General features: G+C 34.2%; 21 protein-coding genes. 9 read left to right on the top strand and 12 right to left on the bottom strand.

Annotation, left to right across the window (positions count from 1 at the left end; all coding sequences use genetic code 11):
• Positions 1-27: 27 nt before the first annotated feature.
• The 5 genes from ODR02_RS23025 to ODR02_RS23005 form a co-directional block, all read right to left on the bottom strand.
• The gene (locus ODR02_RS23025; protein ID WP_105683820.1) at positions 28-666 is read right to left on the bottom strand and encodes a DUF5683 domain-containing protein; all 639 of its coding nucleotides are present in this window, start codon (positions 664-666) and stop codon (positions 28-30) included.
• Positions 667-1,557, bottom strand: coding sequence for a ParB/RepB/Spo0J family partition protein (locus tag ODR02_RS23020; protein ID WP_209785665.1), 891 nt, complete (start codon positions 1,555-1,557; stop codon positions 667-669). It lies immediately after the preceding gene.
• Between the two features lie 69 nt (positions 1,558-1,626).
• Positions 1,627-2,400 (bottom strand): ParA family protein, encoded by a 774-nt coding sequence (locus ODR02_RS23015; RefSeq protein WP_209785666.1) that lies wholly within the window; start codon positions 2,398-2,400, stop codon positions 1,627-1,629.
• Between the two features lie 164 nt (positions 2,401-2,564).
• Positions 2,565-3,407, bottom strand: a complete 843-nt coding sequence (locus ODR02_RS23010) for an energy transducer TonB (protein ID WP_309513667.1) — start codon at positions 3,405-3,407, stop codon at positions 2,565-2,567.
• Between the two features lie 744 nt (positions 3,408-4,151).
• Positions 4,152-5,438, bottom strand: a complete 1,287-nt coding sequence (locus ODR02_RS23005; RefSeq protein ID WP_309513666.1) for an adenylosuccinate synthase — start codon at positions 5,436-5,438, stop codon at positions 4,152-4,154.
• Between the two features lie 161 nt (positions 5,439-5,599).
• Here ODR02_RS23005 and ODR02_RS23000 point away from each other — a divergent pair, with 161 nt between their 5' ends.
• From ODR02_RS23000 to ODR02_RS22990, 3 genes are read left to right on the top strand one after another with little or no spacing between them, the layout of a single operon-like run.
• Entirely contained in the window at positions 5,600-7,504 is a 1,905-nt protein-coding gene (locus ODR02_RS23000; protein WP_309513665.1) for a tetratricopeptide repeat protein, read from the top strand.
• A gap of 38 nt (positions 7,505-7,542) precedes the next feature.
• Positions 7,543-8,469, top strand: coding sequence for an alpha/beta fold hydrolase (locus tag ODR02_RS22995; protein ID WP_309513664.1), 927 nt, complete (start codon positions 7,543-7,545; stop codon positions 8,467-8,469).
• A gap of 32 nt (positions 8,470-8,501) precedes the next feature.
• Complete coding sequence (locus ODR02_RS22990; protein ID WP_309513663.1) at positions 8,502-9,047, top strand: AAA family ATPase; 546 nt, start codon at positions 8,502-8,504, stop codon at positions 9,045-9,047.
• A 368-nt stretch (positions 9,048-9,415) separates the two neighbouring features.
• Here the strand turns inward: ODR02_RS22990 and ODR02_RS22985 are convergent, their stop codons facing one another.
• A complete protein-coding gene (locus ODR02_RS22985) occupies positions 9,416-11,005 on the bottom strand; it encodes an ABC-F family ATP-binding cassette domain-containing protein (protein WP_309513662.1) in 1,590 nt (529 codons plus the stop codon).
• A 397-nt stretch (positions 11,006-11,402) separates the two neighbouring features.
• On the opposite strand from ODR02_RS22985, the gene hpt reads away from it, so the two are divergent.
• The 6 genes from hpt to ODR02_RS22955 all read left to right on the top strand — a co-directional run bounded on the left by hpt (position 11,403) and on the right by ODR02_RS22955 (position 16,757).
• Positions 11,403-11,957 (top strand): hypoxanthine phosphoribosyltransferase, encoded by a 555-nt coding sequence (hpt, locus tag ODR02_RS22980; protein ID WP_047380929.1) that lies wholly within the window; start codon positions 11,403-11,405, stop codon positions 11,955-11,957.
• 126 nt (positions 11,958-12,083) lie between these two features.
• The gene (locus tag ODR02_RS22975; RefSeq protein WP_209785673.1) at positions 12,084-12,662 is read left to right on the top strand and encodes an adenylate kinase; all 579 of its coding nucleotides are present in this window, start codon (positions 12,084-12,086) and stop codon (positions 12,660-12,662) included.
• A 63-nt stretch (positions 12,663-12,725) separates the two neighbouring features.
• Complete coding sequence (obgE, locus tag ODR02_RS22970) at positions 12,726-13,709, top strand: GTPase ObgE (RefSeq protein WP_209785674.1); 984 nt, start codon at positions 12,726-12,728, stop codon at positions 13,707-13,709.
• A gap of 343 nt (positions 13,710-14,052) precedes the next feature.
• Positions 14,053-14,541 carry a DUF6438 domain-containing protein gene (locus ODR02_RS22965; protein WP_309513661.1) on the top strand — a complete coding sequence of 163 codons (489 nt, stop codon included), beginning with the start codon at positions 14,053-14,055 and terminating at the stop codon, positions 14,539-14,541.
• Between the two features lie 95 nt (positions 14,542-14,636).
• Positions 14,637-15,275, top strand: coding sequence for a porin family protein (locus ODR02_RS22960; protein WP_309513660.1), 639 nt, complete (start codon positions 14,637-14,639; stop codon positions 15,273-15,275).
• 177 nt (positions 15,276-15,452) lie between these two features.
• Positions 15,453-16,757, top strand: coding sequence for a DEAD/DEAH box helicase (locus tag ODR02_RS22955; protein ID WP_209785677.1), 1,305 nt, complete (start codon positions 15,453-15,455; stop codon positions 16,755-16,757).
• 63 nt (positions 16,758-16,820) lie between these two features.
• Here ODR02_RS22955 and ODR02_RS22950 read toward each other — a convergent pair whose 3' ends face one another.
• The 6 genes from ODR02_RS22950 to ODR02_RS22925 all read right to left on the bottom strand — a co-directional run bounded on the left by ODR02_RS22950 (position 16,821) and on the right by ODR02_RS22925 (position 21,284).
• The gene (locus ODR02_RS22950; protein ID WP_209785678.1) at positions 16,821-17,582 is read right to left on the bottom strand and encodes a TatD family hydrolase; all 762 of its coding nucleotides are present in this window, start codon (positions 17,580-17,582) and stop codon (positions 16,821-16,823) included.
• Positions 17,583-17,587: 5 nt separating this feature from the next.
• Positions 17,588-18,109: a DUF4269 domain-containing protein gene (locus ODR02_RS22945; RefSeq protein ID WP_309513659.1), complete on the bottom strand. Its 522-nt coding sequence runs from the start codon at positions 18,107-18,109 to the stop codon at positions 17,588-17,590.
• Positions 18,110-19,060, bottom strand: a complete 951-nt coding sequence (locus tag ODR02_RS22940) for a GSCFA domain-containing protein (protein ID WP_209785680.1) — start codon at positions 19,058-19,060, stop codon at positions 18,110-18,112. It abuts the gene before it with no gap.
• Between the two features lie 76 nt (positions 19,061-19,136).
• Entirely contained in the window at positions 19,137-20,108 is a 972-nt protein-coding gene (locus tag ODR02_RS22935) for a polyprenyl synthetase family protein (RefSeq protein WP_034697588.1), read from the bottom strand.
• 89 nt (positions 20,109-20,197) lie between these two features.
• Positions 20,198-20,971: a GLPGLI family protein gene (locus ODR02_RS22930; protein WP_309513658.1), complete on the bottom strand. Its 774-nt coding sequence runs from the start codon at positions 20,969-20,971 to the stop codon at positions 20,198-20,200.
• 49 nt (positions 20,972-21,020) lie between these two features.
• The gene (locus ODR02_RS22925; protein WP_309513657.1) at positions 21,021-21,284 is read right to left on the bottom strand and encodes a hypothetical protein; all 264 of its coding nucleotides are present in this window, start codon (positions 21,282-21,284) and stop codon (positions 21,021-21,023) included.
• Positions 21,285-21,326: the final 42 nt, after the last annotated feature.

The raw sequence follows: 21,326 nt of genomic DNA, 5'->3' as shown, positions 1-21,326 counted from the left end.
CAGATCTTTCTGCAGGTATGTTATATTTTAAAATCTGTAACTTAAACTGAATCCTGTTTTTGGAGCACTATATCCATACTGATCCTGGATTACTGATGGTTTAAAAACCAAATCCGGGTCATGACGGCTTTCGTAAAGGTGAGCATCAACTACGGCATCTACAATATTCAGAATATAGATCAACCCTGTAATGGCGATGGCATAATCCCTTTGTCTTTTGGCTCTGTCCTGAGCATTTCCCAAAGCTTTTTTGTCCAGCCACGGGTGACTGTCTACAAATTCATTAGGCGTACCATTCAGTTTTGCTACGTAATATTCACGATATTTTTTGTATTGGTTATCATTCCATACAGCAATACCGACTCCTGCTCCTACCGCTCCCCATACAATGGGAATTTTCCAGTACTTTTTATTATAAAACTGTCCTAACCCGGGTAAAACTGCAGAATACAATCCTGCTCTGGTAGGATTAAGTTTTATCGTTTTCACCGTGGGGCCATTTGCTTTTTCAAGATCTTCAATAATCTTTGCCTCCGTCTTACTCGGCTTCACTAAACGTGATTCCTCTTTCGGAGGAGTCTGCATCCGAACGGTATCAATAGGTTTTACTTGTGAAGAGGCCAGTGCAGCAATACACAAGAAAAATGTGAAAAATATTTTCTTCATTTATTTAATATGGGATAAAATATATTCCAGCTCTTCTTCGTTTTTGAAGTCCAGAACAATTTTACCTTTTTTACCATTTCCAGAAGCTTTGATTTCCACTTTTACCTCTAAGATATCAGCGATGGTCTTCTGGGCTTTTTTATAGTTATTGGAAAGTTCCACTTTTGCTTTTTTTGCAGCGGGAGACTTTGGGTTCTTCAATGCAGCAGCAGCCTGCTCTGCCTGACGAACGTTTAATTTTTCTTTGATAATCAGATCAAACAGAATCTGCTGATCTTCTTCACTTTCAAGACTGATAATAGCTCTTCCGTGTCCTGCAGAAATTTCACCACTTCTGATGGCATTCTGAATATCCGGGTTCAGCCTTAATAATCTGATGGAATTGGTGATGGTACTTCTGTCCTTCCCTACTCTCTGGCTCAGTGTTTCCTGAGTAAGACCGATCTCTTCTAAAAGCCTATGATAAGTCAAAGCAATTTCGATAGCATCAAGATCTTCTCTCTGGATATTTTCAACAAGAGCCATCTCAAGAAGCTCCTGATCATTGACTAAACGGATATAGGCAGGAATTGTAGTTAACCCTGCAATTTTCGTTGCTCTGTAACGTCTTTCCCCGGAAATAATTTCAAACCTTTCACCGTCTTTTCTCAGAGTAATCGGCTGGATTACACCCAGATTTTTGATCGACTGTGCAAGTTCGTTTAATGCTTTTTCATCAAAATAAGTTCTCGGCTGCGTCGGGTTCGGATAGATATCTTCAAGCGCAACTTCTACAATATTTCCCACAAACTTATCTGCTCCCTCATCAGTAGCGGAGTTGATCGTTGCTTTGGATTCTGCACTTAAAATGGCGCCCAAGCCGCGTCCCATAGCTCTTTTTTTATCCTTCATAGATATAATTGATAAATGATGTTTGATAAGTGATGCCTAGCATTCACCTATTGGCCATTTATTATTAATTTAATTCTTTATTAAGTTTTCATTCTTTAAAAGAACTTCTTCAGCTAACTGAATATACTGAATTGCTCCTTTACTTTCTGCATCATAATTCAGGATACTTTCTCCAAAACTTGGTGCTTCACTCAATCTTACATTTCTGCTGATAATGGTTTCAAAAACCATTTCCGGGAAGTGTAGATTCACTTCTTCCACAACCTGATTGGATAATCTCAATCGGCTGTCATACATTGTTAAAAGAAGACCTTCAATTCCAAGATCTTTATTGTGGATCTTCTGAACATTTTTAACAGTATTCAAAAGTTTCCCCAGTCCTTCTAATGCAAAATATTCACATTGAATCGGAATGATTACAGAATCTGCTGCCGTAAGCGCATTGACTGTAATAAGACCTAAACTCGGTGCACAATCGATGATAATATAGTCATAATCATCTCTTACTGTAGCTAATGCTTTCTTCAGCATATATTCACGGTCTTCCTTGTCTACCAATTCGATTTCCGCAGCTACCAGATCGATATGTGACGGAATAATATCAAGGTTTGGAGTTGCCGTTCTTTTGATACAAACTCTTGTATCTGCACTGTGCTCCAGTAGATTATATGTAGAATACTGAACATCTTCCACACCCAGGCCGGAAGTTGCATTCGCCTGAGGGTCAGCGTCAATGATTAATATTCTTTTTTCCAATACTCCTAATGCTGCTGCTAAATTTACAGCGGTGGTAGTTTTACCCACCCCTCCTTTTTGATTAGCAATACCTATGATTTTTGCCATTATTAGAACTTTAAGTTTCAAAAATACACTTTTTTCTTTGCTCTCGGTAAGTGGGGAAAATCAAAATTGAGTTAAAATATTGTTAATAAGCAATTTAACAATAAAAAAAATTATCCACAAAAAAAATTCTTTGTGGATAACTATTTGAAATTTACTTTTCCGTATTAATTATCAAATTTCATGGAGATGGGAAATTTGAAATAACTTCTTACGTATTCTCCTTTTTTGTTTTTGGCGGGAATCCATTTTCCTTTATTGGAAATCATTTTAATTGTTCTCATTGCCTCATTATTAAAATCGGCGTTGGTTCCGTTAGCTTTTACCCCTGAGATGGTTCCGTCCATTTCTACAATAAAGGTAACTGTCGTTTTTACAACATCTTCTGATTCGACTCCTGAGCCGTCGAAGCTGTTCATTACTTTATTTCTGAAGGAGTCTATTCCTCCTGCAAAGCTAGCTTCTACGCTAGGATCTCTATCAATTACTGAAGGGTCTGTTTTTTCAACTACAGGATCAGCCTTTACTGTAGGCGGCCCATCACCTCCGATAACTCTTGGAACAATCGGAATATAGGCAGTATTTGGAGTTTCCTTACCTTCTGATGTCTGTGTACTTGCTACCGCGTTTATTTTATCCTCTACTTGTTTTTCATTGGTAACTGTTGCTTTAGGTTCCGGCAATGTGTTATCATATGTCTTTACAGCAGGAGCTGGCGGAATGGGTTTTACAATTTGTACAGGTGGATCTTTCGGTCTTTCTACATCCTGAATATCAATCACATGCGGAAGATTATAAATGGTTCCTGTAGGAGTTTCTACAGGTTTGAATGCAGAGATCACAAATGGTGTAATGGATACTGCTGCCATTAAACTTGCTCCTATGAAAAGTGCTTTAGTTAATATTCTATCTGATTCGTTTCTTAATGCATAGGCACCATAGTCCTTATTGCGGTGCTCGAACAGGACTTCGTTAAAACGAAATTCCTGATTTTGGTTATGTTGTTTCATCACTACTACTATTTAAACTGTTAAAAATTGTGATTATTAGTTTTGTTAGCTCTTATCGATAAGCACTGTTGTAATATCAAAACATTTGCCAAAATTTTACCAAAACAACATAATATTAGAAAGTTTTATGACAATGTTTAAATTTTAACATTTATAAATAGAAAATTTATAGAGATAAACCCTACAGTTTTCATAAAAATAAATAAGAACAGAAAAACAGAAATAACAGATTAATAGCCTAGTAAAGAAATCATATAAGCATTAAAAGAAGAGCAAGCGGTATCAGTAATCCAAGCGTATTAATAATAATCAAAATGATAGAGCTGATCTTTGTTTTCGAATAGCTTTTAGCGGCAAAATAGATTGCTCCTATGCTAAAAAGCAAACTGCAGACAATAAAAAAGATCAGCAAAAAATCTGAACTCACATTGAATGGTAATCCTAAATAAACAATAATTAAAACAGAATATACCATTGTAAGATATAAACTGATCACTATATTGTTCAGAAAACGCTGGGGTATTTTATTCTCTTCCATTATTTTTCTTATTTATATTTTTCTACTAAAACAAAAGTATACAAAAATTCAAAACTGGAATCCTCTCTTAATTGATCAGCTCCCTAACATCCTTGTCAAGGTTTAAAACCTTGACAAGGATTGATTAACAAACCGGTAAAGTAAACTTTAAACAAAAAAAGAGACTATCCAATGATAGTCTCTTTGTTATTTTTAGTCTAAAAATATTAGAATAATTCTTTTCTGATGATGTTCTGACTTCTTTCAGGACCTACAGAAACTAAGTATACATTGATTCCTAAATATTTCTCAATAAACTCGATGTATTTCTGAGCAGTATCAGGAAGTTCATCATAGCTTCTTGCTTTTGTAATATCTTCGTTCCAACCTGGTAAATCCTGGTAGATTGGCTCGTAATTGTATAGCTTTTCTGTTGAAGAAGTGAAATAATCAATAATTTTCCCGTCTTCAGTTTTGTAGTGTGTTACCACTTTCAGGTTTTCAATTCCTGTAAGAACGTCAAGCTTAGTGATTACAAGGTTGTTGATACCATTGATCATACAAGCATGCTTTAAAGAAACAAGGTCTAACCAACCTGTTCTTCTTGGTCTACCTGTAGTCGCTCCGAATTCACCACCGATCTGTCTGATTTTTTCACCCAGTTCGTTATCCAATTCAGAAGGGAAAGGTCCGTTTCCTACTCTTGTACAGTATGCTTTTGCCACACCAATTAAGTTCTGAAGTGCAGTTGGCGGAACACCAGCTCCTGAACAAACACCTCCTGTAGATGGAGAAGATGAAGTTACGTATGGATACGTTCCGAAGTCGATATCAAGCATTAATGCCTGTGCTCCTTCGAATAAAACGTTTTTACCATCTCTGATTGCTTCGTTCAGCTCTAATTCAGTATCAACGATTCTATCCTGAAGTTGTTTTCCGATTTCTAAATATTCATTATAGATTTCTTCAACGTCTAAAGTTGGTTTTCCGTAATATTTTTCAAAAAGAGAATTTTTAACTTTTAAGTTTTTCTCGATTTTATCTCTTAAAATTTCAGGATTTAACAGGTCTACCATTCTAATCCCGACTCTTGCAATTTTATCTTCATAACAAGGTCCGATTCCTTTTTTGGTAGTTCCGATTTGTGTTCCTCCGTGTTCCTCTTCACGGTAAGTATCCAAAAGGATGTGGTAAGGCATGATTACATGCGCTCTTCTGCTGATAAAGATATGATCTGTTCTCAAGCCTTTGCTCTCGATCTGACCAACTTCTCTAATAAAAGATTTAGGGTTTACCACTACTCCGTTCGCAATGATACATTTCCCTTTGCATTGAAGAACTCCTGAAGGAAGAAGGTGCAAAACGAATTTTTCTTCACCCACATAAACCGTGTGACCAGCGTTGTCTCCACCCTGGAAACGTACTACATAGTCCGATTTTGCTGATAAAACATCCGTGATCTTTCCTTTGCCTTCATCTCCGTACTGAAGACCTACAACTACATAAGTTGACATATTTTACTTTTGTTTTTAGATTCGTGCAAAATTACTTTTAAAAAATTGGGTGAGCAAATTCTAGGTGGATTTTATTTTGGGGGAGGGTGGAAATCATTATGGTTTCCCATAATTAAATAATAGATTTTTTATATATATTTGATTATTGACAAAAATTAAAAATGATAACCAAATACACTTTTAAAACAATTCTTATCTTATTATTTTTTTCCATAAATAATATTTATTCGCAAGCTAATAATAACTTTCAAAAAGAAATAAATGAAATAAAAAAGGAAAATACTGCTCAAAAAATAGAATATGAAATATTAAAAAAAGATTTTAACAATTTAACTATTCAATATCAGCAAACAAATGACAGGCTAAATAATTATCTCACTTTTACTGGTATAATAGCTTCTATTTTTGGTGTACTTATTGCCTTATCGGGAATTTATATTGGTTTTGAAAGCTTAAAGTCACAAAGAAAAACCAAAGAAGCTATCAAAACTTTAGAAGAAGCAAAAAAATATGTAAATAACAAAAAGACAGATTTTGATTCTGTTATTGAAGACAAGAAAAATTTACTACAAACTGAATATGATAAAATCATACAACTTTTCAAAGACAAACTATTAAATGACATTGAATTAGAAACTTCAAAAGTTAAAGATATTGTATCAAAAAAATCTGAAGAAATACAAAATATTTCAATTGAAGAACAAAATAATAAAACAATTGAAATATTAGAAAAAAGACTTGAGTTCTTTGAAAATGTAAGTATTCCCGATGATCCAGAGATTTTGTTTTCTAAAGCGAAAATATTAGCTGAAAAGAAAATGCATCGGGAAGCAATTCAAATGTTTGAAAAAGTAATTGAGAAAGCTCCTAATCATAACAACGCTTATTGGTATTTAGGTTTTCAATACAATTTAATAAATGACATTGAAAAATCAATTTCAAATTATGAAAAACATCTTGAATTATTCCCTAAAAATTCTTCAGCATTAAATAATGTTGCTCTAAGATATCAAGATAAAGAAAATTATCTAAAAGCTTTAGATTATTTTGATAGAGCAATAGAGATTGATGATAAAAGTGTTCTCTATTTAAACAATAGGATTAAATTACTAATTAAATTGAATAGTATTGAGAAAGTAATTGAAGATTACAAGAAATTAATTTCAATTGATAGTAAAAAAGCATCATATTACACAGAATTAATTAATTTTTTAAAGAACGAAAACAGAGAAGGTGAGGTTCTATTATATTACGATAAAGCAATAAATGAATTTAAAGAAAATAATCCTGAAATTTCAAATTACTTTAACTTATCTAAGGCATATTATCTTGAACATATAAATAGAGAACAAGATTCCATTGATATTTTACAAAAGTTAATTGATGAAAATTACAAAATTGAAGAATGTTATATAAAAACAGCTGAGTTAAAAGATAAAATTGGAAAGACAGAAGAAGCATTAGAAATTTTAGGAAATGGTATTAATACTAATCCTTTATCTTCTTCTCTTTATATTTATAAAGCATTTATTGAGAAACGTTCAAATAAAGGAAATCCTATACAAACTTTGCAAAGCGGATTTTTAAAAATAAATTCAGAAAACTTTTTCTTTTCAAGTGGTCAATTTTTTAATATACGAGAATTTTATGATTTAGCAAAATATTGTTACGAACAATGCTTTGAAATAACAGGTAAAAAAATCACTGAAAATCCGGAAAATGAAGCTGATTTGCTTAATCACTTTGAATCTTTAATTATTTTGCGAAAATCTATTGATGAGTTTAACAATACATATTCTAATAGAATAATCTCTGAAAGAAGTCAATTAATTTATAAACTATTATCTATTATAAATGAAATTCTTAACAATTTAAATGAGTATAATATAGATAATGTAAAAGATAAATTATTGGCTTTAAACATCGAAGCCAAAGATGAAAAATTAAATTGGGATTTTAAGGATATATTAAATGCCATAAAATATTTAAATAATAACAATCTTAATAATTTCATTAAGAACATCATAGATTATGTTGAAGGAAAAGTAAAAATTGACCAACTTTGATTATCTTGTATCTTTGATTAGCATCTAAACAAGTTCTTATGCCAATATCTAAAACATCAGCATACTTACCATCGAAAATAAACAACAACTCCCAGCTTTTCCACACCCTGTTCTCCCCGGAAACAGCAAAAGCCACCTTACTGATCGTTCACGGCATGCAGGAACACAGTGGAAGATACACAGAGATTGCAGAATATTTTGCAGCTCATGGGATTGCTGTATTGACGTATGACCATTTGGGACACGGAAAATCTGTCAATGAGAAAAAAGAGATTGGCTTCTTCCAGCTTGAAAAACCGGATGAAAGGCTTGTTGCAGATGCAGAAATGATGGCAGATCATCTAGCAGAGCAGTTTCCGGAGGTTCCTCATTTTATTATGGGACATTCTATGGGATCTTTTATCACCCGTTGTCTCCTTCAAAAGGCTAGCAATAAGTTTGCAGGAGCTGTCATTATGGGAACCGGCGGGCCTTTACCAGGAATAGATCTATTGAGAGCTTATTTATCATTAACCAATGCCATCGCCCCACGTCACCATACTTTTTTGAATTCTGTTTTTACAAGTGTCAATAACAAGCATTTTAAAAACGATAAAGATTTCAGTGATACCAGCTGGCTCAGTATAAATCCTAACAACAGAAAAGCTTTTGAACAGGATGAGCTTTGCGGGATTCCGTTTACTCATAATGCTTTTTATACTTTATTTACTATTTATAAAAAGGCTACAGCGAGAAACTGGGCATCTTCTATTTCAAAGTCATTTCCTTTTTTATTTGTAAGTGGACAGAATGATCCGATTGGTGATTTTGGAAAAGGGGTAATGCATACCGTCAACAACTTAAAGGCTGACGGTTTTCAGCATGTGGATATGAAGATCTATCCAGAAATGCGTCATGAAATTTTGAATGAGGAAATACGTGAGCAGGTGTTGGATGAAATTGATCATTGGATTTCAAAACATTAAAAATTCCCGCAGATTTTATAAAATTAAAAACCATGAGAATACATATTTTCGGAGCTTCCGGTTCCGGAGTTACAACATTAGGGAAGGCATTGTCTGAGGAACTCCATATTGAATACTTAGACAGTGATGATTTTTTCTGGCTTACCACATCAAGTCCCTTTACAGAAAGACAAGATCCTGAAATAAGAAACGCGGCTGTTTCAGATAAACTTCACTCCACAGACAGCTGGATTTTTGGAGGTTCAATCATTCATTGGGGCGACAATGTATTTCCGGCATTCGATCTGATTATATTTCTCTATCTGCCTTCTGAACTCAGAATGGAAAGACTGAGAGAAAGGGAATACGAAAGATATGGTGATGAAATCATTACCAGTCCGAAAAGAGCCCAAAAATTCCAGGAGTTTATGGATTGGGCTAAAGACTACGATCACAATACCGGTATTGCGAACAGAACTTTAAAATCCCATTTGGAATGGCTGTCCGGGATGAACACTCCTCTGATTGAGCTTTCAGGTGATTATGAACTGCAACAGAAGATGGATATTATTTTGGATAAAATAAAACAGCCTATATAGAGATTGCTTCGCTTTACTCGCAATGACTGGGACTTGAAAAGGAATTGTTAATTTAGGACACTGAAAAAAATCAATACCTGTGACTATAGAAGAACTTATAAAAGAAAAGATTTATCTGGATGCGATTAAGAAAACGAAGAAATAATTCATAAAAATAAAAACCTGGAAATTAATTTCCAGGTTTTTATTTTTATGATAGGTTTTGGCTAAAGCCAATGGATTCTTATTCTATATTTAAAGACGGGCTAAAGCCCGCCCCTATTGAATACCAACTACATTATTCATTCGCAGAAAACAAATAATTAGCCTTTCGCAGAAACCTCATAATATTTAGATTCCTACGGAATGACAAAGTATGAATACAGTTCTTAATCCAACAAAACCTCACTATTCACACCAATCTCTTTCAGGAAAACTTCATCATGCGAAATCACTAGCAGAGTTCCGCGATAATCTTTGATAGAATTAGTGAGAATTTCTACATTTTGCAGATCCAGGTTATTGGTAGGTTCATCAAGAATAATCATATCTGGTGCTTTATTGCTGATGGAAAGTCCGCAAAGAAGTAACCGCAAACGTTCACCTCCACTCAGCATTCCACATTTCTTGTCCCAGGTATCTTTCCAAAACAAAAATCTTGACAATAATGTTTTCACTTCAGATTCCTGTAATGCACTGTCATTGAAGGTCTGAACAAAGTCATAAAGTGTTGAATCATGATCAATCAGAGAATATTCCTGATCGATATAAATACTGTTGAATTCTGCCCTTGTTATTTTCCCTTCCGAAGGCTTACTATTTCCCAGCAGAAGTTTGATCAGCGTAGTTTTTCCGGAGCCATTGGAACCTTTAACTGAGATTCTATCGCCGCTTCGCAACTCAAGGCTGATATTTTCTTTCCAGAGTTTTTCCTTTCCATAATTGAAGTTAATAGCTTCAGCAGCCACAAGTATTTTTCCTGAATGCAGATTGGAATCATTAAAATTCACTTTCATCTGATCCGAATTTTTTAAAGAGTAACGCAGGTCTCTCAAATCATCAGAAATACCACTGATTTTCTCAGCGTGTACACTTTTCAGTTTTGAACTGTTTTTTTCAGCATTATTACGAAGCGTATTCATCATAATCCTCGCTACTCCTGATTTTTCCTGCTTTCCTTTACCTCTTGCATCCAGCTTTTGTTTTCGTTCCAGGGTTTCCCTTTCCTTTTCTTTTGCTTTTTTCAGAGCTCTTTCTTTCGAATGAATATCATTATGCAAAGCTTCCTCCTCCACTTCTTTTTGCTGAGCATAGAAATCGTAGTTCCCTCCATAAGATGCAATTCCCTGATTACTTAACTCAAATATGCCATCTACGAGGTTGAGCAATGTGCGATCGTGGCTTACAATAACAACTGTTGCATCTGTTTTGTCAATAAGATCATACAGGAGCTTCCTTCCCTCAAGATCCAGATGGTTGGTAGGTTCATCCAATATGATACTATCAGGTTGGCTGATCTCAATTCCGGCAAGAAAGACCTTGGTTTTCTGACCGCCACTCAAGCCTTCCAGCTTTTGAGTTAATTCAAAATTATCGAGGTTCCAATGTTCCAATGCCTGCTGGCAACGCTCTTCAATATCCCAATCGTCATTGAGAATTTCAAAATAAATTTCATCCACCTCTCCTTCGGTGATTTTTTGGAGAGCGTGAAGTTTCTGATCAATTTTCAGACATTCAGCAATGCTAAGATGATTAAAGTTCCCGAACATCTGAGGAACATAAAAAATATCACCATGGATATTGATATTCCCGTTTAAAGGCTGTATTTCGCCAGCAATCATTTTCAACAGGGTTGATTTCCCCATGCCGTTGCTTCCCACCAAAGCTGATTTGGTGTGAGACTGTATTGTTAAATTGATATGATTAAATAGAAGATTTCCTCCCGGAAACCCAAAGGATATATTTTGCAGTAAAATCATGATTTCTTTCTTAATAATGGTTGAACACCAGCAACATCTTTGTTACCGTCTTATTGAATCTGAAAGAAATGATATCCTACATGTCTGTATTTTGGGTTTTGAAAGAACAAAGATAGTAATTTTTGAGAACATTCAATTTTCGTCAATAATCAGGACATTTATCATCCCTTCTTACACTCCTTTTTTAAACACTTATTTTTCTGAATCATTTTCAAAATCCTTTTTTTGAAGCTATACCTTTCTATCTCATCAAAAAGCTCACCCTTATTATGATTTAAACAGACTTCATCTCATTATTCAATTCTACAGTCCTGAAACCACCAAACTTTTCAAACTGATAAAAACAGGAAAGTATTTTAATCAAAAATCCGTAACTTTGCCTCCTACTAAAAATTTTATGGAAAGCATTAAAGTTCACGACAAAACTTTCGTTCCTTATTTAAAGGATGCCGAAATTCAGGAAATTGTAAAAGAGACAGCGTTAAGAATTTATGAAGATTACAAAGATGAAGTACCTGTTTTCATTGGTGTTTTAAATGGGGTGGTAATGTTCTTCTCAGATCTTTTAAAATATTACCCGGGGGAATGCGAAATTGCCTTCATTCAAATGAGTTCTTATGTTGGAACTGAATCTACAGGGATTGTTTATCAGAAAATGGAGCTGACTAAAGATGTAAGAGACCGTCACATTATTCTTGTAGAAGACATCGTAGATACAGGAAATACGGTTGAAAGTCTTTTCAAATATTTTAAGGAAACACAACGTCCTAAATCTGTAAAGCTGGCTAGTTTCTTACTGAAACCTGAGATTTACAAAAAGGATTTCAAGCTGGATTATATCGGAATGGAAATTCCAAACAAATTTGTACTTGGATACGGCCTTGATTATGATGAATTGGGAAGAAACCTACCTAATTTATATCAATTGGAAGACGGACAAATCAACCATTAATTATTGTCATTAGCTACTGGCTATTGGCTGTTAGCTTTAAACTTAATCGAAATAAAAGTAAAATATTAACTTAAAAAAGCTAAAAGCCAACAGTGTATCACTAACGGCTGGAAGCGTATCAACATTATGATAAACATTGTTCTGTTCGGCCCTCCAGGAAGTGGAAAAGGAACACAAGCTCAGAATCTAATCGAAAAATTCAATTTAAAACAGGTTTCAACAGGTGATCTTTTCAGATACAATATGAAAAATGACACTGAACTTGGAAAACTGGCTAAGTCATACATCGATAAGGGAGAATTGGTTCCGGATCAGGTAACAACAGATATGCTGATCGACGAGATCAAAAAACCTACTGATACCAATGGTTTTATTTTTGACGGATATCCAAGAACAACTGCTCAGACAGAAGCTTTGGAAACCATCGTTAAAGATGTATTGAATGACGATATTGACATCTGTCTTTCATTGGTAGTAGAGGATAAAATTTTGGTTGAAAGACTTCTTAAAAGAGGAGAAACCAGCGGAAGATCAGACGACAGCAATGTAGAGATCATCGAAAACAGAATTAAAGAATATTATACTAAAACAGCAGAAGTTGCCGAGCTTTATAAGCAGCAGGGTAAATATGTAGAGGTAAACGGTGTTGGAGAAATTGATGAGATTTCCCAAAAACTTTTCGCTGAGGTAGAGAAAATTAAATAATCGGGATACGGGTGCGGGATAGAAAATTTCGTCCCGTAGCCTGCAACTCGCAACACAAACTATATGTCTAACTTTGTAGATTACGTAAAGATCCATTGTAAAAGCGGACACGGAGGTGCTGGTTCTGCCCACCTTCGCCGTGAAAAGTATATTCCTAAAGGTGGTCCTGACGGTGGCGACGGAGGTCGTGGCGGACACGTCATCATGAGAGGAAATGCTAATGAATGGACTTTGCTTCCACTTCGATACACCCGTCACATAAAAGCAGAACGAGGTGAAAACGGAGCAAAAAACCAGCTGACAGGAGCTGACGGTTCTGATATTTATATCGATGTTCCCATTGGGACTATCGCTAAAAATGAAGAAGGTGAAATTATCGGAGAAATCCTTGATGACAAGCAGGAAATAATTCTGATGCAAGGAGGTAAAGGTGGAAGAGGAAATGAATTTTTCAAATCTTCTACCAATCAGACTCCAAGATATGCTCAACCCGGAATGGATGGTGAAGAAGGCTATGTGGTCTTCGAGCTTAAAATTTTGGCCGATGTAGGACTTGTTGGATTTCCAAACGCTGGAAAATCTACACTTTTAGCATCTGTTTCTGCAGCAAAACCAAAAATTGCCAATTACGCCTTTACCACTCTGACTCCTAATCTTGGAATTGTAGATTACAGAAATTACAAATCTTTTGTAATGGCTGATATTCCGGGGATTATTGAAGGAGCAGCAGAAGGAAAAGGATTAGGACACAGATTTCTGAGACATATTGAAAGAAACTCTATCTTGCTATTTTTAATTCCTTCTGATTCTGAAAATCATTTCCAGGAGTTTAAAATTCTGGAGAATGAATTGAAAGAATACAATCCTGAACTTTTGGATAAAGACTTTATTGTTTCTGTTTCAAAATCTGATCTTTTGGATGATGAGCTGAAGAAAGAAATTGCAGCAGAGTTTCCTGAAAACAAGCAGCCTTTGTTCTTCTCAGGAGTTACCGGAGAAGGCCTTATGGAGCTTAAAGATGCTATCTGGAAGCAATTGCACGGATAGAAAAAACATTGATTCATCAGTTTTATTTTACAATGGAACTGCAACATACAAAACAGCCTTAGAAAAATCTGAGGCTGTTTTTTTATACAATTAACTCTATTTCTTTTAGATAATATTTTAAACCATTAAGAAGGATTTAAGAAATAAAGTATAGTTAAGTAAATCATTCTGATTTTTAAGCGTACAGCGAAGCTTATCTTCATATTCTTAACATCTTCATCGTATCTTAATGGTTCAAATAAAAGGTTAGCAGGTTTTCCATTTTATATTTAACATAAAAACAAAAGAAGAGTTTCTCTTTTTGGAACAATTATTGAAACATCCTCTGAAATTGAAAAAAACTATGAAATATTTACTAGCCTTTTGTGCATCTATATTATTATTTTCCTGCACTTCTCAAAAAATAAACTCCAAATATTCTACCATTGAATATGAGGCTACTCCATGTTTTGGATTCTGTCCTGTCTTTAAAATGACCATCAGTGCCGACAGAACAGCCGTTTTTGAAGCGGAACATTTTAATTTCAATGACAAACCTTCAAAAGACGAATTTTCAAAGCCACGTGAGGGAACTTTTAAAGGAACCATCAAGGAAGAAGATTACAATAAACTCATCAGTTTACTGGATGGATTGAATGTAAAAAGCTTAAACGACAAATATGGTGAACGAAATATTACCGATCTTCCAACCTCTTATTTAGGAATCAAATTCGCAGACGGAACTTCAAAAAACATTGAAGACTATGGAAAACACGGAAGTGAAAAGCTTTCAGAAGTCTATCAGTTTTTTGAAAACTTAAGAAAGAACCAACAATGGAATAAAGTGAAATAGTTTCACTAAAAAATATTTAAATTATCTTTGTAACAGTAATTCCTTCATTTGGAGGAATTATTTTTTTGTAAAATTAGTAACCATTTAAAATAAACATGAAGAAAAACATTTTTTTTCTTGCAGCAATGGCTTTCTCAGCACTATTTAATGCCCAAGAAAACACAAAAGACCAGGCATCTATGAGCTTTGGTGTAAAAGGAGGATATTCCTTATCCAACATGAAGTTTTTTGGAACTGGACTGGATTCAAAATCCTATTTCTATGCAGGTATCGTAGCAGAACAACCTTTATCCTCTAAATTTGGTTTGCAGGCTGAATTACTGTATACTCAATTGGGTGGTAAAGATGCTTATCCCTGGTATGAGTTGGTGGGAAATGAAGTGGTAAACATGGGTAATATGAACTTTGATTACAAGTTCAATCAGATACAGGTTCCTATTTCAGTAAAATACTATATTGTTCCGCAACTTTCTGCATCTGCAGGAATCAACTTAGGGTTTAACATATCATCCAAAGTAAAAATGGATAATCTTTTTGATGAGTCAGAAACCCACAATTACGAATCTTTAAAAACTTTGAATTTATTTCCTTTCCTGAGTGCAGAATATAAAATTAATGAAAAGTTTTTTGTGGACGCCAGATACAATTTCAATTTTATAGAAATGAATAAAAGCAATGCAGTTCCTATTAAAATTGGATTTCTGCAGGCTGGTGTAGGATATAAATTTAAATAAACTTCAGATTTTCATATCAATAAAATGGCTTCTCATATTGGGTGGCCATTTCTGTTTTCGCATAGTAAATAAGTCTAAAAAAGTGGAATAAGATACTTAAAAATATTTAGACTACCTTTGCAAAATGTAATTCTTTCAGACTGAAGGAATTTTTATTTAAATTTTAAAATAATTCATTTGAATTTTACAGACTTAAACTTAATAGAACCTATTGCAAAAGCAATCCAGGAACAGGGATACACGACTCCTACTCCTATCCAGGAAAGATCTATTCCTGATATCTTAGAAGGCAGAGACTTTCTAGGTTGTGCGCAGACAGGAACAGGAAAGACAGCTGCTTTTTCCATCCCTATTCTACAGAATTTATCCAAAAATAAAATTCCCAATAAACATATAAAAGCATTAATCCTTACTCCAACCAGAGAACTGGCCATTCAGATTGAGGAAAATATTAATGCTTACGGTAAATATCTTCCATTAAAACAACTTGTTATTTTTGGAGGGGTAAAACAAGGAAACCAGGAAGCTGCTTTGAGAAAAGGAATTGATATTCTGGTAGCAACACCGGGAAGACTTCTTGACTTTATTGCTCAGGGCATCATAAGCTTAAAAAATCTTGAGATCTTTGTTCTTGATGAAGCAGACAGAATGCTGGATATGGGATTTGTACATGATGTAAAAAGAATCATCAAACTTTTACCTCAGAGAAGACAGACTTTATTCTTTTCAGCAACAATGCCGGCTGAAATCCAGAAACTAGCTAATTCTATCTTAAATAATCCTATAAAAGTAGAAGTAACTCCCGTTTCTTCTACAGCGGATACCATTAAACAATCTGTGTATTTTGTAGAAAAAGATAACAAACTGAATTTGCTTTCTCACATTCTGCAAAATGATATTTCAGATTCTGTATTGGTATTTGCAAGAACAAAACATGGTGCAGATAAGATTTCCAGAAAACTTCAGAAAGACGATATTTCTGCTGAAGCCATTCATGGTAATAAATCTCAGAATGCGAGACAAAATGCTTTGAACAACTTCAAATCCGGGAAAACAAGAGTTCTTGTTGCCACGGATATTGCAGCAAGAGGAATTGATATTGATGAATTGAAATTCGTGATCAATTTTGAGCTTTCCGATGTTTCTGAAACCTATGTACACAGAATCGGAAGAACAGGTAGAGCCGGAGCTGAAGGTAATTCTATATCTTTTGTAGACGGACTCGATCTTTTGAACTTAAAGAATACCGAAAAACTGATTGGAAAGAAAATCCCTGTCATCAAAGACCATCCGTTCCATACTGATGATCTGGTTGCCCAGAAAAGAGATTCTAACAACAAACCTTTTAATGCAGGTGGTGAGAAACCTAAAACAGGCAATAGTAATAATTCAAGGCCGAATAATAACCGTAAAAAGCCTTCTGCGGGAGCTTCGGTTGGGTTTAAAAAGCCAAAGAATAAGAATTTCACCAGAAAGAAATAAAAAACAAACCCCTTTTCAACATTGGAAAGGGGTTTTTATTTATCTTAAAACTTAATGTTTTTATTATCTGAAAAGATTTTTTGCATTCTCTGTAGTCATGCGGTCTATTTCAGAAAAATCCTTTCCGTAGACATCTACCAGCTTTCCTGCTACCAAGTCAAGATAGGAACTTTCGTTTCTTTTTCCTCTATGGGGAACCGGAGCCAGATAAGGAGAATCTGTTTCCAGAACAATTTTATCCAGAGGAATTTCGTTCAGAAACTGATCTATTTTCCCATTTTTAAAAGTTACTACTCCACCGATTCCTAAAATGAAATTAAGGTCAACAGCGTGCTGTGCCTGTTCAAGATTTCCTGAGAAACAATGGAAAATCCCTCTTAATTTAGGATGTTTCTTGCTTTCCAGTACTTCAAATGTCTCATCGAAGCTTTCTCTTGTATGAATAACAATGGGAAGGTCTTTTTCTATAGCCCAGTCAATCTGCTGTTCAAAAGCTTTTACCTGGATATCTAACGTTGTTTTATCCCAATACAGATCAATCCCGATCTCTCCTATTGCCGGAAAATGTCTCTGATCAAGGTAATTTTTTACGATTTCAAGTTCTTTTTCCCACGATTCCGGCTTTACATAACAAGGATGTAACCCCATCATTGAAAAGATCTGTCCCGGATATTCTGTTTCCAGTTGCAGCATTTTCTCGTGAGATTCAGAATCGATGGCAGGAAGGTAAAATTCTGTAATTCCTTTATCTAAAGCTCTTTGAATAGCTTCTTTTCTGTCTTCATCAAACTCTTCTGCGTATAGATGTGTATGTGTATCAATCATTTTATTTAAAATTTCAATAGATCTTCATAGGGATTTTCAAGTCCCAGCAATATTCCGAAAGCGGGTTCTGTCTTTATTCCCTGGTTTTTAAGTTCTATTATTTTTTGTTTAAATTCTTCTCCTTTTTCCTGTAATATGTTGTATTCAGCCATCATATGAAGATAAGCGTTTTGCTGTATTGTAAGTTTATTTTGTCCGAAAATTTCGATGGGAAACCCTTCCAGCATAAAATTCAAGGTAATGCATTTTTCACCGTTTATAATCGGATATTCAACGTCTGTGTCTTGAGGAATAAGCTGACAAAATAGTAAATCATCCAGAAAATCTTGTTCATATTGTAAATCCACTTCGAAAATAAGATCAAGATCACTTCCTTTGATGTCAATTTCTATAGGAACAGTTCCCGCTAAAATGGGAGAATAGTCCTTCATTTTCTCAAAAACGTGATACTTTATCAGAATTTCGTAAGCTTTTTTCTGTCTTTCGTTTCCGTCTTTCAGATAATCAATTTTGGTAAAATCACGCATTTAAAATATTTTATGTTTTACCTTTTTACGTTGAATTTCGATTCTTTGATCCAGCTTTTCTCTGAATTCAATAAACTTTGGATCTTTCTTGTCACTCGTCTTATGTTCCAGCGCTTTGATAATCTTAAAATTTTCTTTGATAAAATTCTGAGTTTCTCCTGAAAAATAAGCATTCCCGAATTTTTCAAAAATATAATTAACCGCCTGTGTGCTGGGATGAATCATATCTTCTTTATAAAAACGGTAATCCCTGAGGTCATCCATTAAAATTTCGTAGACAGGCAGGTAATGACAGTCTTCTAGCATCGAAATAGATTCATGGATCGCAGTAATCAGTTTAGACTTACTTAACTGGTTTTCCACCATTCCATCTTTTGTATGCCTTACAGGTGAAACAGTGAACAAAATCTGTACACCTTCTTTACAAATATCTTTAAGATCAAGAATTGTTTGATAAATGGAATTTGTAAGCTCCTGATGGGAAAGCAGTCTTTTTTCAAAAAACTTTTGAGGAATTTTGTGACAATTGGCCACCAGTTTTTTCTTGGGAAGAAATTCATAAATAAATGAAGATCCGTAGGTAATAATAATCCAGTCGGCTTCCTGAAGAAAGGCATTTCCCGCTTCAATGGCTCCATTAATCTTATCTAAGGTCTGATGAATATAACGGGTATCAAAACTGGTGTGATGATCTAGAGAAATATATTCTTCATTATAGGTAATCAACTCCTCTTCTTCATAAAATGCGGAATCATGTAATCTATTGACCGCATAATTGATGGAAAAAGGGTTAAAAATGGTCCCAAAAGGGTTATTTAAAGTCTGAAGTTGCCCGTCTTGCAGTAAATCCGTCATTTCAGAGGCAAAGCACGAACCTATTGAAAATATTTTATCTTCAATTTCAATTTTCTTTTCTGATGCAGGAATATCAACTTCTGTTCTGAATTTCATTGTGTAGGGGTTAGGTTGCAGGAAATAGGTTGCAGGTAAATTGCTGCTACCTGCGACCTACCCTCTACTACCTATATTAACTTTCTCTTCTCAACAAATAATTTGCCAGTTCGATAAAAGGTTTTTTCTTTTCTTCCGGAACATCTATTTTCTGAAGATAGCTTTGTCCAATTTCATTATGTTTTTCAATCAGACGTAACGCTTTTTCATCTACTTTGGTTCTTCTGAAAATCTTTTCTACTCCATACACCTTATCCACATTTTCAGTCTTCTTAGAGTACCAGTAATCCAGTTCTTTTCTTTCTTCATCCGTAGCATGTTCTCTTGCTAATAGATATAGAACAGTTTTCTTATTTTCATAAATATCTCCGGCATGCTTTTTCCCAAACTGAGCCTGATCTCCGAATACATCAAGATAATCATCCATAATCTGGAATGCAATTCCGATATGCTTTCCGAAGTTGAAAATAGCTTTGGCATCTTTAAAATCTGCTCTTGCAATCAGAGCTCCGATCTCAAATGAAGATGCACTTAGAACTCCTGTTTTGTAAGTAATCATTCTGATATAATCATCAAAAGTAACATCCTTCTGAGTTTCAAAATTGATATCATACTGCTGTCCTTCACATAAAAGAAGTCCGGTGTGGGTAAATATTCTGATACATGCTTTGAAAATTTCTGGTTCAAGATCTTCAAAAAACTTATACGCTTTCAGCATCAGTCCGTCTCCGGAAAGAATTCCTACGTTAAGACCATGTAAAGTATGAATGGTAGGTTTATTTCTTCTTAAAGGAGCTTCATCCATAATATCATCATGGATTAAGGTGAAGTTATGGAAGAATTCAATAGCCAATGCCGGTTTGATTGCCTGCTTTAGATCTCCACCGAACATATCACATGCCATTAGCACCATAATGGGACGAAGACGCTTTCCACCATGGGAAATAATATAATTCATCGGATCATAGAGCTCCGAAGGTTTATCTTTAAAAGTATATTTAGTGATGGCATCTGCAACAATCTGCTGGTATCTGTCTAAAAATTCCATAAAATCTTATAATTTGAACAAAAATACGATTTTTCGGGGCTTTATAAAACAAAAATCCTCATCGTTTTGATGAGGATTTTTATCATTATCTACTCTTCTAAAAAATTATTAAACTTATTCTTATTTTCATTAATCCTTTTTCTATATGCAGGAGTATTAATTTTACCTTGAGAAGGATCATTACTATATTCTTTACGTTTTGCCAAGTATTGATCTTTGGTAATTAATAGTCCTTTTTTATAGGATATAGGTAAATTTATTTTAGTTATAGAAAGAAGTTCAAAATTAAAGTATTGACTTTCATCATTGACCTTCAAAATTAATCCTGGAAGACCTTTAAATTTGTAAGGACCATCATTTATGGGTACATCATAAGTAAACCATGCAATATATGTTCTCCTACCCACTTTTGCCACAGCTTTTGTACATTTATATCCTTGAATAATTTTATTTGTCAAGTTATCAATCTTCCAATGAATACCTTCTATATAGATTGTATAAAAATCTCTACCCAAATAATTTGATATATAAAGAGAATCATTATCCTTATAAACAGAATGTCTTACTTTTGATTGTAATAATTTGCCAGGCTCCACAATACTTCCTGTCTTTATTGCAGCATCTAATTGTTTTTTAAAACCATCTGAAAAGGCTTTATCATTTTCACTGTAGTAAAGAGACTTCTTACCATTAGTAAGCAGTATCATGGGCTCTGAAATAAGGTTCTTGGCGTTTAAAGTATCTTCTAAATAGGAGAAGTTATATTTGACTTCTAAGATAGAGAGGTTTTTCTCTTGCTTTGGAGTCTGACTTTTAATAAGAATTAAAAGAAAACAAAAAAATATATTGAAACTTCTTTTCATAAATAATAAGTGTAAAAAGATCTCCTAAACTACTTTAGTTTAGATCATATTAAACAGGTGGATTTTCATAACTAGTATGTCCACAATCCTGCTGATTATACATTTCCCATTCATTATTTACACAATCATATGTATCAAAATCAGTGTCAAGAATAGTTTGATAAGTAGTTCCACAAATAGTCTTTAACGTTATTAAATAACGGGTAAAAGCCTTCACGTTTTCAATATGTTCTTCTACTTTTTTAATTTCTAAGCTTTTGGCATTTACCCATCCAGTAATTCCAAATGCAGCTAATAAAATAATTTTTTTCATTTTGTTTTTTAAGTTTTTAAATTAGTAATATTGTTTAATGTC

It is taken from the genome of Chryseobacterium sp. CFS2, from assembly GCF_036543225.1.
In the GTDB taxonomy this organism is placed as follows: Bacteria; Bacteroidota; Bacteroidia; order Flavobacteriales; family Weeksellaceae; genus Chryseobacterium; species Chryseobacterium culicis_A.
The sequence above is the reverse complement of the archived record's forward strand: the minus strand, read 5'-3'. Positions and strand labels throughout refer to the sequence as shown.

Bases quoted from the DNA above. Each gene is read 5' to 3' on its own strand.
- ODR02_RS23020 (WP_209785665.1), bottom strand. From the start codon at position 1,557: ATGAAGGATAAAAAAAGAGCTATGGGACGCGGCTTGGGCGCCATTTTA.
- ODR02_RS23015 (WP_209785666.1), bottom strand. From the start codon at position 2,400: ATGGCAAAAATCATAGGTATTGCTAATCAAAAAGGAGGGGTGGGTAAA.
- ODR02_RS23025 (WP_105683820.1), bottom strand. From the start codon at position 666: ATGAAGAAAATATTTTTCACATTTTTCTTGTGTATTGCTGCACTGGCC.
- ODR02_RS22930 (WP_309513658.1), bottom strand. From the start codon at position 20,971: ATGAAAAGAAGTTTCAATATATTTTTTTGTTTTCTTTTAATTCTTATT.
- ODR02_RS22995 (WP_309513664.1), top strand. From the start codon at position 7,543: ATGCCAATATCTAAAACATCAGCATACTTACCATCGAAAATAAACAAC.
- obgE (WP_209785674.1), top strand. From the start codon at position 12,726: ATGTCTAACTTTGTAGATTACGTAAAGATCCATTGTAAAAGCGGACAC.
- hpt (WP_047380929.1), top strand. From the start codon at position 11,403: ATGGAAAGCATTAAAGTTCACGACAAAACTTTCGTTCCTTATTTAAAG.
- ODR02_RS22985 (WP_309513662.1), bottom strand. From the start codon at position 11,005: ATGATTTTACTGCAAAATATATCCTTTGGGTTTCCGGGAGGAAATCTT.
- ODR02_RS23010 (WP_309513667.1), bottom strand. From the start codon at position 3,407: ATGAAACAACATAACCAAAATCAGGAATTTCGTTTTAACGAAGTCCTG.
- ODR02_RS22950 (WP_209785678.1), bottom strand. From the start codon at position 17,582: ATGATTGATACACATACACATCTATACGCAGAAGAGTTTGATGAAGAC.
- ODR02_RS22945 (WP_309513659.1), bottom strand. From the start codon at position 18,109: ATGCGTGATTTTACCAAAATTGATTATCTGAAAGACGGAAACGAAAGA.
- ODR02_RS23000 (WP_309513665.1), top strand. From the start codon at position 5,600: ATGATAACCAAATACACTTTTAAAACAATTCTTATCTTATTATTTTTT.
- ODR02_RS22965 (WP_309513661.1), top strand. From the start codon at position 14,053: ATGAAATATTTACTAGCCTTTTGTGCATCTATATTATTATTTTCCTGC.
- ODR02_RS22975 (WP_209785673.1), top strand. From the start codon at position 12,084: ATGATAAACATTGTTCTGTTCGGCCCTCCAGGAAGTGGAAAAGGAACA.
- ODR02_RS22990 (WP_309513663.1), top strand. From the start codon at position 8,502: ATGAGAATACATATTTTCGGAGCTTCCGGTTCCGGAGTTACAACATTA.
- ODR02_RS22940 (WP_209785680.1), bottom strand. From the start codon at position 19,060: ATGAAATTCAGAACAGAAGTTGATATTCCTGCATCAGAAAAGAAAATT.
- ODR02_RS22935 (WP_034697588.1), bottom strand. From the start codon at position 20,108: ATGGAATTTTTAGACAGATACCAGCAGATTGTTGCAGATGCCATCACT.
- ODR02_RS22960 (WP_309513660.1), top strand. From the start codon at position 14,637: ATGAAGAAAAACATTTTTTTTCTTGCAGCAATGGCTTTCTCAGCACTA.
- ODR02_RS23005 (WP_309513666.1), bottom strand. From the start codon at position 5,438: ATGTCAACTTATGTAGTTGTAGGTCTTCAGTACGGAGATGAAGGCAAA.
- ODR02_RS22925 (WP_309513657.1), bottom strand. From the start codon at position 21,284: ATGAAAAAAATTATTTTATTAGCTGCATTTGGAATTACTGGATGGGTA.